Here is an 11,769-nt window from a genome sequence, read left to right on the forward strand (position 1 = left end):
CGACATCGCACCATCGGCGGATTCAACCTCTCCGATCCCCAATGTCCACCCGCAGGCAACAAACCCGATGCGCTACTGAAACGCGGTTTCTGCGAAGCTCCTGAGTTTGCGCGAGTGCAGGCGTTCGGCGGTCATGTTGCGCATTTTTTCCAGGGCACTGATCCCGATCTGCAGATGCTGCGCGACCTGCCGCTTGTAAAAATCCGTCGCCATGCCGGGCAGTTTCAGCTCTCCATGAAGAGGCTTGTCGGAAATGCACAGCAGCGTTCCGTAGGGAACGCGGAAACGAAAGCCATTGGCGGCAATTGTCGCCGATTCCATGTCGAGCGCGATCGCCCTGGATTGCGAGAAGCGTTTGACCAGTTCCGGCTGATCCCAAAGTTCCCAGTTCCGGTTGTCGAGAGAAACCACCGTTCCGGTGCGCATGAGGCGTTTGAGCTCATAGCCGTCTAGGCCGGTTACCTCGGCAACGGCGTCCTCCAGCGCAACCTGCACCTCGGCAAGAGGCGGGATTGGAACCCAGGTCGGAAGATCCTGATTGAGGACATTGTCGTCGCGCACATAGCCATGCGCCAGGACATAGTCACCCAGTGTCTGACTGTTTCTCAGACCGGCGCAGTGACCCAGCATCAGCCAGACATGCGGTCTCAGGACAGCGATGTGATCGGTTATGGTCTTGGCGTTGGAGGGACCGACGCCGATATTGACCATGGTGATCCCGCTGCCGTCTGCACGTTTCAGATGGTACGCGGGCATCTGCGGCAGTTTGGCCGGTTCCGCGCCGCACGACGGCTCGCTCTCGCCGGCCTCGGTTGTCAGATTGCCCGGCGCGACGAAGGCCTCGTATCCGCTCTCTGGCGTGTTCAGGAGTTCCTTCGACATGCGGCAGAACTCATCGATGTAAAACTGGTAGTTCGTGAACAGCACGTAGTTCTGAAAATGCTCCGCCGCGGTCGCCGTGTAATGCTGCAATCGGTGCAGCGAATAGTCGATCCTGGGTGCCGTGAACGGCGCTAACGGCATGACGCCATCGGCCGGTTCATAAGTTCCGTTGGCAATGGAATCGTCCATCACCGTCAGGTCCGGCAGGTCGAAGATGTCGGCAAGCGGCCTTTCCAGATTTGCAGCGGCAGCGCCGCCTTCGACATGCGTGCCGTCGTAAAAGGCAAAGTGAAGTGGTATCGGCGTGTCGCTGTCACCGACAAGAATCGGCACATCGTGGTTCTTCATCAGCAGTTTGAGCTGCGCCTCAAGGTAGTGGCGGAAGAGATCGGGACGCGTGATCGTGGCCGCATGCGTTCCCGGTCCCGAAACGAACCCGTAGGACAGGCGGCTGTCCAGCCGCACGTGGCTGTCGGTGACAACCCGGACCTGGGGGTAGTAGGCCCTGACGTGCTCCTGGATGTTTTCTCCCTCCAGGAGGTCGGCAAAGTGCGAACGCAAAAAAGCGGTGTTCGCCTCGAAGATGTCTATCAGACGATCGACCGCATGTTTCGCATTCGTGAACACTTCAAGCGGATGCGACGGCGCTTTGCGCATGCGCCGTTTGCCCAGCGGGTAATCGCCATTGATCAGATTGGACATGAAAGTCTCCTTATTGTTGTTATGGCGAACACACTCCTGCCAGATGTCCCCTGCGTCAATACACGTAACAAGTGTTTTTGAATTTTTTTTCGCAATGAGAAAAATTATTCATGTGAAGCAGCACTGAATCGCAAAGCGTGCGCCCAACGGACCTTGCATGCAGATACTCCGGGGAGCTTCGCGCTGCTTCATTCCCGGCGTGCCGCGGCAGCTTGTTCCCATGCAGAGCGATGAAACGGACTTCCCGCCGGATGGCAATCCCGATACTATCGGGATGAATTCTGATCAGGAGCTTCCCCATGAAACGTACCCTATTGAGCCTTGCGGTTGCTGTCTTGCCGATGCTTGGAGCCGGGTTTGCCGCGCAGGCTGCCGATCTGCCCGACCTGGGAGGCCGGGAGGTCGTGATCGCATCGGAAAACACCTATCCTCCGCTTCAGTTCATCGATCCGCAAACCAGCCAGCCCGCGGGCTGGGAATATGAAGCAATCGACGAGATCGCCAAGCGGCTGAACATGAAGGTCACATACGAGAACGTGAGTTGGGATGCGATGATCCCGGCGATCTCGGCCGGCGAATATGATGTCGCGATGAACGGGATCACGATACGCGGCGATCGCGCGGAGAAGGTCGCCTTCTCCGATCCCTACATGCGCTCGGAAATGTACATGCTGGTCCGTGCCGACGAGGACCGATTCACGGACCCTGCAGGTTTCGCCGGGAATGACGACTTCCTGGCCGGAGCGCAGCCGGGCACAACACCGTTTTACGTGACCGTCTACGAAGTTCTGGACGGCGACGAAAACAACCAGCGTATCAAGCTCTTCGAAACCTTCGGTGCAGCCGTTCAGGCGCTCAAGGTCGGCGATGTCGACCTTGTTCTGACCGACAGCACCGGCGGGCAAGGCTATGTCAACGCCAATCCGGACACGTTCAAGCTCATCGGCGATCCGATGGGCACGGAAGACTTCGGCTTCATCTTTCCGAAGAACACGGACCTGATCGAACCGTTCAACGCCGCCATTGCCAGCATGCGTGCCGATGGCACGCTGGATGCCCTCAACAAGAAATGGTTCTTCGACTACAAGGCAGGTCAATAGTCTCAAACGGCAGACCCGCGCGCTCGTGGCCGGTATCGGGACATCGCCCGGCACCGGCCACTTTCTTTTGCAGCCGATTGTAACGGGTGCCTGAAACACCTCGCCGCCACCAAAACCAAAAGAAAACGCCATGTTCCGAAAAAAAACCGCACCGGTTTCTCCCAATCAGGACTTTCCCTACTGGCTGGCCGCCGCCTGCGTGATTGCCGCCATTCTGCTTTTCCGGATCGGAACGGACGAGATCTACTCGCAAGTGATGGCAACGGTTTCACGCGGCATAGGCTTGACGATCTTCGTCACGCTCGTGGCGTTCTTCCTGGCGTCTGCGATCGGGCTGATGCTGGCGTTGGCGTCGCTTTCGGGATCAGTCATTTTGCGGCAGACAGCCAGGTTTTATATCGAGGTCGTGCGCGGCCTGCCGATCATCGTCCTGCTGCTCTACATCGCCTTTGTTGGCACGCCCCTGATCGTCGCCACGATCAACGCGGTGCTCGAACCGCTCGGAACGGACCCGATGCGCACGCGCGACTTCCCGCTGCTCTGGCGGGCGATCGTCGCACTGATGATCGGCTATTCCGCCTTCATTGCCGAGGTCTTTCGTGCCGGGATCCAGGCTGTCGACAAGGGCCAGATCGAGGCGGCCGAAGCACTCGGCATGAACCGCTGGCTGCGGTTCCGGCTGATCATCTTTCCACAGGCACTCAAGACCATCCTGCCGCCGCTTGGAAACGACTTCGTTGCCATGATCAAGGACAGTTCGCTCGTCTCCGTTCTCGGTGTCGCTGACATTACCCAACTCGGCAAGGTCTATGCCGCCGGCTCGTTCCGCTATTTCGAGACTTACAATGTGGTCGCACTAATCTACCTGATGATGACCATCACCCTGTCCCTTGCCCTGCGCCGCTTCGAACGCTCAAGGGAGATTGGCGGCAGGTAACGTGGCAACAGTTGCGTTGTTGTCGGTCTTGCAGCCAAGATGAAATGAACAGGAGATCAATTTTATGCGTTCCTTCGAAGAGATCGAGGCTCTGGCAACGGAGAAAAAGGGCGGGCCAAAGAAGCTCAAGGCGCTGCTTGGCGAACACAATCTGCCCAAGACCGAGGCCGAACTGAAAAAGACCGGCGACGACCGGTGGCTCTCCATGTTCACCCGATGCGTGTTCCAGGCCGGTTTCAGTTGGAAGGTGATCGACCAGAAATGGCCGGGCTTCGAGGAAGCCTTCGAAGGATTTGATGTCGCCCGCCTCGCCTTCCTGCCCGACGAGGCTTTTGAAGTGCTCCTCAAGGACACGCGGATCGTGCGCAACGGCGCCAAGATCAAGGCCGTTCAGGACAACGCCGTGTTCCTCAGGGATCTCGGTGCGGAGCATGGCAGTGCTGCTGCGTTTTTCGCCGGCTATCCGGTGAGCGATCAAGTCGGCCTGATGGACCTCATGAAAAAGCGCGGCAGCCGGCTTGGCGGGACGACCGGGCAACTCGCCCTGCGCTTCATGGGAAAGGAGAGTTTCATTCTCACCGGAGACGTGGTTAACGCCCTTATCCGCGAAAATGTCATTGATAACGATCGCATGTCGAAAAAAAATCTGTCAGCGGCCCAGGCCGCCTTTAACGATTGGAAGACAACCAGCGGTCGCAGCTTGAACGAAATCAGCAGAATTCTGGCGTTTTCGGTCGGAACAGGGCATTAACCTCTCATTTAACTTTTACGATTGTAAACAAAGCCTTGATTCAAAGGAAATTTTTCTTTTTTCGACTTAACCGCTGATTTACCAAAACCGGTAACCATGACACTCGAAATTGCGTGAGGTATTGCGTCGCAATGAGTGTACTGAGTACCGGGGTGTCCATCGCGGCACCCCATCCGACTGAAAACACGGAAGCTTCCGCTTCTTGGATGAACACGATCCTGAAGGGCGACTGCGTGTCCGCCCTTGAGAAACTGCCGTCCCGTTCCGTGGACCTGGTGTTCGCGGATCCACCCTACAATCTCCAGCTGGGCGGGGATCTTCACCGGCCGGACCAGTCCAAGGTCGACGCCTGCGACGACCACTGGGACCAGTTCGAGAGCTTTGCAGCCTATGACGCCTTCACCAGGGCCTGGCTACTGGCAGCGCGCCGGGTGATGAAGCTGGACGGTTCGCTTTATGTGATCGGCTCCTATCACAACATCTTCCGCGTCGGCGCGATCCTCCAGGATCTCGGCTTCTGGATCATGAACGATATCGTCTGGCTGAAATCGAACCCGATGCCGAATTTCCGCGGCAAGCGGTTCACCAACGCCCACGAGACCATGATCTGGGCGGTGAAATCGAAGGACGCCAAACCGACCTTCAACTACGATGCCCTGAAGACGTTCAACGATGACCTCCAGATGCGTTCCGACTGGCATCTTCCCCTTTGCACGGGCTCTGAGCGGCTTAAGGACGGCAACGGCCAGAAAGTGCACCCGACCCAGAAGCCGGAAGCGCTGCTTTACCGCGTGCTCACCGCCTCGTCCAAGCCGGGCGATGTCGTGATGGACCCGTTCTTCGGCACAGGAACGACCGGTGCCGTCGCGAAGAAACTCGGCCGCAATTTTGTCGGCGTCGAGCGCGAGCAGGACTATATCGATGCCGCAACTGCAAGGATTGCGTCCATCGATACCAGCGACGGCGAAGCGCTCGAAATGCAGCAGGGCAAGCGGGCTCAGAAACGCATTCCCTTCGGCACTCTCCTGGAAAACGGGCTGCTTTCCCCGGGCGCCGAGCTTACCTGTTCCAAGGGCAAGCACATTGCCATCGTTCGTGCCGACGGGTCGCTCAAATCCGGTGACCATACCGGGTCGATCCACAAGGTCGGCGCTCTGGTTCAGGGTCAGGAAGCCTGCAACGGCTGGACGTTCTGGCACACGAGAGACGGCGCAGCCAAGTCACCCATTGACGAGTTGCGCAAGGAAATCAGATCCCGCCTGCAGGGATAAGCAGGCTGACAAGCAGAAGCGTTTTCGCTATCCCCGTGAACCCACTTCTCCCCGCCTCCTCACCCGAGGCGGGTTTTCTTTTGCAGATCGGCATGGACCTCAGGTGGGGACCGCTACCCCAGCCGCTCCAACAGATCAGCCAGTGCCAGCGGTTCCGTGACCATGGCATCGTGTCCGGTGGCGATCTCCTCCACCGGCCAGCCGAGCTTGTGCGCCCGGTCCAAGGAAACGGTCGCAGGACGGTAGGGCGGATCGGTGCAGCGGATGTAGCTTGCCGGAAGGCTGTTACCGACCGGGTTCTTCAGATCAAGCGCTGTCGTGAACGTTCGGAAGGGATGCGGTGTCAGGCGCGGTTGGACGAAGGCAACGTCTCCGGGTCTTTCAACGCCGAAGCTTTCCGCGGGCGCTGGCGGAAGCGAAAGACCGCCGCTCGTCTCTTGCGCCAACCGTGTCCGATCTTTCGCCATGTCTTCGGGCAGCAGGCTCATCCAGGTTTCACCTGTTTCCAGCATGATCGCATCGAGATAAATCAGCCTCGCAATGCGCTCAGGCAGCAGGTCCGCAACACCCGTGATCGGGATGCCGCCGAAACTGTGCCCGACCAGAACAACGTTCTGAAGGTCATTGAACTCCAGGTGCCGCGCGATGTCCTCGACAAAGGTCCGGATGGTGATCCCGGGTGACAGCAGATGAGAGCGCTCGCCGAGACCGGTCTGGGTCGGCGCCGTGACATGGTAACCGCGTGCACGCAGAATGCCGGCAACCCGCGACCAGCACCAGCCGCCGTGCCAGACACCGTGCACAAGAACAAAGGTCTTCCGGTCCATCAGGTCACTTTCGCTAATGCCGAAGCTGTCATTCCGCAGCTTCCGATGCCGGTTCATATCCACGAAGCTGTTTGAGCTTGTGGCCGACCTCGACAATGGCCTCCAGAGCCGGGATCAGTTCCTCGCCAAGCGCCGTCAGCTCGTATTCGACAGAGGGAGGCGATGTTGGGCGCACGTGGCGCAGAAGCACGCCGCGGTCTTCGAGTTCCGAAAGACGTGCTGACAGAACCTTTGACGACACCGGCGGGATGTCGGTCTTGAGCTCGTTGAACCGGCGCGGCCCGGCTCGCAGGCTCCAGATGACATTGGGCGCCCACGCCCCTGCGATCACCTGCATGCACTCGGTCAGGAGGCAGGGTTCCGGTGGTTTCGGACTGCGGTTCTTGCGCATCTTGAGGCTCATCGTGCCTGTAACTCCACCGAAATCAGGTTTCTCCACGGTAACTCGAAAAGCATGGTTACCATCAGAAACCTACTTGTCAAGAGTGACCTGAGCAAACACCTTCCTGTCATCGAAACACATGTTGGAGCGAAACAATGAAACTGTTCTACAAGCCCGGCGCCTGTTCCATGGCCGCCCACATTCTCCTGAACGAGGCAGGCGTTGCCTACCAGCTTGAAAAGGTCGATACCGAACTCGGAACGACCGAAACCGGTGCGTCTTTTCTCGACACCAATCCGCGCGGTTACGTTCCGGCGCTGAAACTGGAAGACGGTGCGATCCTTACGGAAAACGTCGCGATCCTGCATTGGATCGGCGAGCAGTTCCCGGATCTTGCCGCTGGCAACGACAACCGGCCCATGCAACGCTACCGGCAACTTGAACTTCTGAGCTTCCTGTCTTCGGAACTGCACAAGGCCTTCAGTCCCTACTTCTCCGGCAAGACCTTCTCCGAAAGCGAGCAGGCGGCCAACAGAACAAAGCTCCATGCAAAGCTCGGCCAATTCGAAGAATTGCTGGAGGGCACCTCCCCCTTCCTGCTCGGCACCACGTTTTCCGTGGTCGACGCCTATGCGTTCGTCATCCTGAACTGGACTAACTTCATCGGCGTCCCGCTGGACAGCTGGCCGCTGACCAAGGCCTATGTCGCGCGGATCGGTTCCCGCCCCGCGACCCGCAAAACCCTTGTTGAGGAAGGACTGGCAGCATGAGCACCGCAATTGCAGACCTCAACGCCGTCATCCAGGACTATTTCGACGCGCTCTATCACTGCGACACCGGCCTGCTGCAGAACGTGTTTCATCCGAAGGCGGTCTATGCGACCGCAGATGAAACACCCCTCCTCCACCGGACCATGGCCGAATATGTGCCGGTGGTCGCCGCGCGCATCTCGCCGGCCTCGCGCGGCGAAGCCCGCAACGACGCCATCGATGAAATTCAGCTCGCAGGAGACAACACCGCCTTTGCCCGCGTCAGATGCACCTTGGCGGGCAACGACTATGTCGATTTCCTGACTTTCGTCCGCGACGAAGGAACCTGGCGGATCATGGCCAAGGTTTTCCAGATGAGCCCCGCCATCGAGGGAGGTAGCTGATCATGCCTTACGTCAAGATTCAGGTGACCCGCGAGGGCGTGACGCGAGACCAGAAAGCCCGGCTTATCAGCGGCGCGACCGAACTTCTCGTCGAAGTTCTCGACAAAAACCCGTCAACCACCTTCGTGGTGATCGACGAAGTCGAGATGGAGAACTGGGGGATTGGTGGCTTGCCGGTGGAAGCGTTCCGGTCGAAGGCCACGGTGAGCGGCGGCGGCTAGAGCGCTTCAGGCTTCGCTGAAACCGCTCTGGCAACAGATCGTCGAAAGCCGGGTCCCTGCCCGGCATTCCCGGTTCAAGCGGCAGGGATTTGTGAACCATTGCGCCAATCAAGAGTTGCAAACTCACTGTTTGAATGCTCAACCTGCGCTTCCAACAACGGTCTCAGATAATCAGCTGCATCCGAATGCCACGTGTCCTCTACCAGTCAATTCTGGGTGAAAGTCTGAAGCAGGTCCCGCCCCAGATACGCGAAATGCACATCTTTGCCAGGCGCGCCGCCGGAACGGCAAATGTCTGGTGGGGTGCCTCACCTGCCGCCCGATTGATCTGCCGTCTGGCATCCCTTCCGCAAGCGCGAGACAAAGCGCCGATCGAAACGTCTTTTACGGAAATTGACGGAGGTGAGCGCTGGGTTCGCAGATTCGACGGTCAGCCGTTCGCGACCGACATGATCGCAGGCAACGACGAGGCGTTTCCCTGCATGCTGGAACGGCTTGGTCCTTTCCTCTTCAAGATGCGTGTTACCGCGAGTTCAGAAGGCATCGACCTCACACCGGAACACGTCTTTCTTGGCCCCGTGAAGATACCAAAAGCACTTGCACCGAAGGCAACGGGTCGAGAACGCGTGGTGGACGACCGTTACAGCTTGTCGGTTGAAGTCAGTTTTCCGCTCGTCGGCAAGGTCTTCGGCTATGCCGGGACAATAGAGCCTTGCGAGCTGGTATCCGATCACGACCCTGCTGAGTTGGATCCATCCGCTCAAAGCCGATCAACGCCTGACGTTCAAATCAAAGCCTGAATGCGTCCATCTTTCTCCCGGACGAAGCGGAGCGGAGATCCAGGGCCGGAAAGGCACGGAGCTCGAAGCGCTGCGCTTGGCCGGGATGACCAAATGGGAACAGGCCCTGATCCTGAGGAAGCGCTCAGCGCTGTGACGAAGGATGCGGCGCGTGCTCTGAGCGAGCCGGATATCCTTCGAAACAGGCGATTGGCCCTCTGGGTGAAGAGGGTTTTGCGGAGCCTGGGAGTGCGAATTCACCCCTTCATATCAATCGTCATTGCCAGACTTGATCTGGCAATCCAGGCCATTGCCTCTCGACCGTGAAGGGCGTCTCCTACTCACTCAAACCCGACCAGCGCCTTGCGGCGTTTGCCGACCGACACGGCCAGCCTGTCATTTGCCTTCAGGTCACCGATGGCGATCCGGCGTTTCGGGTCGTCGACGATCCGGCTGTTGAGACGCACACCGCCGCCTTCCACCAGACGGCGCGCTTCGCCGTTGGAGGCCGCAAATCCGATTGCAACGACAAGCTCCAGCAGACCGAGACCTTCCGCGAGACGCGCGAGAGGCAGCATGTGCGTGGGCTCAAGGATCTCACCTTCACCAGCGAAGAGCGCATCTCCCTGCTGCAGGGCCGCGCGGGCTTCCTCGGGTCCGTGTACAATGGCCGTGACCTGATTTGCCAGAACCTTCTTGGCCTCGTTGAGTTCAGCACCGTCGAGTGCGGAGAGCCTTTCAACTTCACTGATCGGCAGTTCCGTGAACAGGCGCAGGCATTTGCCAACGTCGGCGTCCGCCGTGTTGCGCCAGAATTGCCAGAAGCCGAACGGCGACAGATGTTCCGGGTGCAGCCAGACAGCACCGGCTGCAGTCTTGCCCATTTTCGCTCCACTTGCAGTCGTCAGCAGCGGGACCGTCAGACCGTGAAGCTTGCGGCCATCGCGCCGGCCGAGGTCAACGCCGTTAACGATGTTGCCCCACTGGTCGGAACCGCCGACCTGCAGCACGCAATCATGACGTTTTGCCAACTCCAGGAAATCAACCGCCTGAAGCATCATGTAGCAGAATTCCAGAACCGTCAGCGGCATCTGTGCGTCGAGCCGCGACTTGACGCTGTCGAAGGTCATCATGCGGTTGACGGTGAACTGGGAGCCATAATCGCGGAGAAATTCCAGGAAGCGGAATTCATTAAGCCACTCCGCGTTGTCGACCAGGAGGGCGCCGTCGGGACCGTTCATGTCAACGAGCCGCTCGACCGAACGGCGGATGGTTGCGATGTTGGCCGAGATCTGGCGCTCCTCCAGCAACGGCCTGGCATCGTTGCGAAAGCTCGGGTCGCCGATCTGGCTGGTCCCGCCGCCGAGAACGATGATCGGGCGATGGCCGAGTTTCTGCAGCCAGCGCATGGTCATCAGCGGCATCAGGTGACCCACGTGAAGGCTGGCAGCCGTCGCGTCGAACCCGGCGTAGGCAGTGACCGGCCCTTGGGACAACCTGGTATCGAGGGCCTCGACATCCGTACACTGGTGCACGAGGCCGCGTTCCAGAAGCACGGCAAGTGCCTCCGATTTGAGCTTGGTTGCCGGCTTTCCGGCTTCGATCATATGCTTGGTCATTTCGAGCTTCCTGGTTTTCCCGCCAGGAGCCCTTGAAACCAAAAAGCCGCCTGACGCGGCGGCTTTTGAGGTTTCTATGAGATGAGCAAGATCCTACGCAGCCGCCAGTATGTCGGTGACGTAATAAAAATATACGAAGGATGCGCTCGTCTTGGTCATGTCAGTCTAGATGCGTTAATGCGACCGCGGTGTCAAGGCACAAGGGTACGGACTCAGAAATGCAGTCAATTTGGTTTGGATCGTTTTGACCAACTGCGAGAAGCGAAAGCGCAGGAAATGTGGTTCATTTTCAAGCCTTTCGCGACGTGGCAGATGGCCAAAACGGCCAAATCCGAAGGACGGCAAAATGGCTGCACCTCGCAGCATCACCGCGCTTGACCGGGCACAAAGCCCGCTCTGCGCACGCTTCCAGCCGAGATTTTGCCATTTCTGCCGCCAAATCGGCTGCATTTCTGAGTCCGTACCCTGGTTCGAAACCGCTGATGGGATGCCGAATCGCCGCTCTTCTCAAGACAACGCAATCTCATCTTCTCCCCGCCCCAGCAAAACCGGCATGATCAGGTCCTCTTCATCCGTGAGATGCCGCTTGAGCGCCATGAGCATGGCGAAGTTTGCCTGGTCATAGCCGTCCGTGGCGGTGCTGATTGCGTCAAGGTTCCCTTCCCGGACGCTGACGAACATCTGAGTGGCTTGCTGTACGACAGCTTCCATTTTCCGGTGCAAGAGTGCGTGGTCGCTTTCCAGAAGTTCCATCCCCGGCAACAGTCCCTTCTCGGCCTCCAGAAGAGCGGGAAAATACTGCTGATCCTCCAGCATGTTATGTGTGTGGAGCTCCGACAGAAAATGCTGCAGCTGAGGTGCGAGCATGGCGGTGAAACGCTCGATCGGCAGTTGACCCTCCCGGTACTGCTTCAACAGTGCAAACAAGGTGTTGCCCATGTTGCGAAACCCATCGTGGCGATTGAGCCAAAGCTCCGAAACCGGACCGTAATTCTCGTGGGTCAACCAGTCTTCGCGGGAAATGCCTTCAAAAAGCAGCCACTCTTGCGGCAGACCATGGCGAAGGTCCAGTTGGAGTTGGTCGGGTGCGCCGACATGCGGTCTACGCGTGTGCATCAGACGGTGGGTCATTTCGCAGGGTTGCC

General features: G+C 58.7%; 13 protein-coding genes. 8 read left to right on the forward strand and 5 right to left on the reverse strand.

Annotated elements, in window-relative coordinates; translation table 11 throughout:
• Positions 1 to 72 precede the first annotated feature (72 nt).
• Positions 73 to 1,584: an AMP nucleosidase gene (locus RDA78_RS29315; RefSeq protein WP_434053268.1), complete on the reverse strand. Its 1,512-nt coding sequence runs from the start codon at positions 1,582 to 1,584 to the stop codon at positions 73 to 75.
• A 299-nt stretch (positions 1,585 to 1,883) separates the two neighbouring features.
• Here RDA78_RS29315 and RDA78_RS29320 point away from each other — a divergent pair, with 299 nt between their 5' ends.
• The 4 genes from RDA78_RS29320 to RDA78_RS29335 all read left to right on the forward strand — a co-directional run bounded on the left by RDA78_RS29320 (position 1,884) and on the right by RDA78_RS29335 (position 5,643).
• Complete coding sequence (locus tag RDA78_RS29320) at positions 1,884 to 2,684, forward strand: transporter substrate-binding domain-containing protein (RefSeq protein WP_434053269.1); 801 nt, start codon at positions 1,884 to 1,886, stop codon at positions 2,682 to 2,684.
• 130 nt (positions 2,685 to 2,814) lie between these two features.
• Positions 2,815 to 3,621 carry an amino acid ABC transporter permease gene (locus RDA78_RS29325; protein WP_434053270.1) on the forward strand — a complete coding sequence of 269 codons (807 nt, stop codon included), beginning with the start codon at positions 2,815 to 2,817 and terminating at the stop codon, positions 3,619 to 3,621.
• Positions 3,622 to 3,685: 64 nt separating this feature from the next.
• Positions 3,686 to 4,372, forward strand: a complete 687-nt coding sequence (locus RDA78_RS29330; RefSeq protein WP_434053271.1) for a DNA-3-methyladenine glycosylase I — start codon at positions 3,686 to 3,688, stop codon at positions 4,370 to 4,372.
• Between the two features lie 131 nt (positions 4,373 to 4,503).
• Positions 4,504 to 5,643 (forward strand): site-specific DNA-methyltransferase, encoded by a 1,140-nt coding sequence (locus RDA78_RS29335; protein ID WP_434053272.1) that lies wholly within the window; start codon positions 4,504 to 4,506, stop codon positions 5,641 to 5,643.
• Positions 5,644 to 5,756: 113 nt separating this feature from the next.
• Here the strand turns inward: RDA78_RS29335 and RDA78_RS29340 are convergent, their stop codons facing one another.
• Positions 5,757 to 6,470, reverse strand: a complete 714-nt coding sequence (locus RDA78_RS29340) for an alpha/beta fold hydrolase (protein WP_434053273.1) — start codon at positions 6,468 to 6,470, stop codon at positions 5,757 to 5,759.
• A gap of 28 nt (positions 6,471 to 6,498) precedes the next feature.
• Positions 6,499 to 6,873 carry a winged helix-turn-helix transcriptional regulator gene (locus RDA78_RS29345; RefSeq protein WP_434053274.1) on the reverse strand — a complete coding sequence of 125 codons (375 nt, stop codon included), beginning with the start codon at positions 6,871 to 6,873 and terminating at the stop codon, positions 6,499 to 6,501.
• Positions 6,874 to 7,007: 134 nt separating this feature from the next.
• On the opposite strand from RDA78_RS29345, the gene RDA78_RS29350 reads away from it, so the two are divergent.
• The 4 genes from RDA78_RS29350 (at position 7,008) to RDA78_RS29365 (ending at position 9,026) form a co-directional block, all read left to right on the forward strand.
• Positions 7,008 to 7,622, forward strand: coding sequence for a glutathione binding-like protein (locus tag RDA78_RS29350; protein ID WP_434053275.1), 615 nt, complete (start codon positions 7,008 to 7,010; stop codon positions 7,620 to 7,622).
• Positions 7,619 to 8,005 (forward strand): nuclear transport factor 2 family protein, encoded by a 387-nt coding sequence (locus RDA78_RS29355; protein WP_434053276.1) that lies wholly within the window; start codon positions 7,619 to 7,621, stop codon positions 8,003 to 8,005. Before RDA78_RS29350 ends, RDA78_RS29355 begins: the two co-directional genes overlap by 4 nt.
• Positions 8,006 to 8,007: 2 nt before the next feature.
• Positions 8,008 to 8,226 carry a tautomerase family protein gene (locus RDA78_RS29360; RefSeq protein WP_434053277.1) on the forward strand — a complete coding sequence of 73 codons (219 nt, stop codon included), beginning with the start codon at positions 8,008 to 8,010 and terminating at the stop codon, positions 8,224 to 8,226.
• Positions 8,227 to 8,411: 185 nt separating this feature from the next.
• On the forward strand, positions 8,412 to 9,026 hold the full coding sequence (locus RDA78_RS29365) for a DUF4166 domain-containing protein (protein ID WP_434053278.1): 615 nt from the start codon (positions 8,412 to 8,414) through the stop codon (positions 9,024 to 9,026).
• Positions 9,027 to 9,346: 320 nt separating this feature from the next.
• Here the strand turns inward: RDA78_RS29365 and tyrS are convergent, their stop codons facing one another.
• Positions 9,347 to 10,624 carry a tyrosine--tRNA ligase gene (tyrS, locus tag RDA78_RS29370; protein WP_434053279.1) on the reverse strand — a complete coding sequence of 426 codons (1,278 nt, stop codon included), beginning with the start codon at positions 10,622 to 10,624 and terminating at the stop codon, positions 9,347 to 9,349.
• A gap of 507 nt (positions 10,625 to 11,131) precedes the next feature.
• Positions 11,132 to 11,740: a hemerythrin domain-containing protein gene (locus RDA78_RS29375; protein WP_434053280.1), complete on the reverse strand. Its 609-nt coding sequence runs from the start codon at positions 11,738 to 11,740 to the stop codon at positions 11,132 to 11,134.
• Between the last annotated feature and the right edge of the window lie 29 nt (positions 11,741 to 11,769).

It is taken from the genome of Roseibium sp., from assembly GCF_051016195.1.
GTDB lineage: Bacteria > Pseudomonadota > Alphaproteobacteria > Rhizobiales > Stappiaceae > Roseibium.

Coding starts and splice junctions, on each gene's coding strand:
- RDA78_RS29340 (WP_434053273.1), bottom strand. CDS start 6,470: ATGGACCGGAAGACCTTTGTTCTTGTGCACGGTGTCTGGCACGGCGGC.
- RDA78_RS29365 (WP_434053278.1), top strand. CDS start 8,412: ATGCCACGTGTCCTCTACCAGTCAATTCTGGGTGAAAGTCTGAAGCAG.
- RDA78_RS29360 (WP_434053277.1), top strand. CDS start 8,008: ATGCCTTACGTCAAGATTCAGGTGACCCGCGAGGGCGTGACGCGAGAC.
- RDA78_RS29325 (WP_434053270.1), top strand. CDS start 2,815: ATGTTCCGAAAAAAAACCGCACCGGTTTCTCCCAATCAGGACTTTCCC.
- RDA78_RS29355 (WP_434053276.1), top strand. CDS start 7,619: ATGAGCACCGCAATTGCAGACCTCAACGCCGTCATCCAGGACTATTTC.
- RDA78_RS29320 (WP_434053269.1), top strand. CDS start 1,884: ATGAAACGTACCCTATTGAGCCTTGCGGTTGCTGTCTTGCCGATGCTT.
- RDA78_RS29315 (WP_434053268.1), bottom strand. CDS start 1,584: ATGTCCAATCTGATCAATGGCGATTACCCGCTGGGCAAACGGCGCATG.
- RDA78_RS29335 (WP_434053272.1), top strand. CDS start 4,504: ATGAGTGTACTGAGTACCGGGGTGTCCATCGCGGCACCCCATCCGACT.
- RDA78_RS29375 (WP_434053280.1), bottom strand. CDS start 11,740: ATGCACACGCGTAGACCGCATGTCGGCGCACCCGACCAACTCCAACTG.
- tyrS (WP_434053279.1), bottom strand. CDS start 10,624: ATGACCAAGCATATGATCGAAGCCGGAAAGCCGGCAACCAAGCTCAAA.
- RDA78_RS29330 (WP_434053271.1), top strand. CDS start 3,686: ATGCGTTCCTTCGAAGAGATCGAGGCTCTGGCAACGGAGAAAAAGGGC.
- RDA78_RS29350 (WP_434053275.1), top strand. CDS start 7,008: ATGAAACTGTTCTACAAGCCCGGCGCCTGTTCCATGGCCGCCCACATT.
- RDA78_RS29345 (WP_434053274.1), bottom strand. CDS start 6,873: ATGAGCCTCAAGATGCGCAAGAACCGCAGTCCGAAACCACCGGAACCC.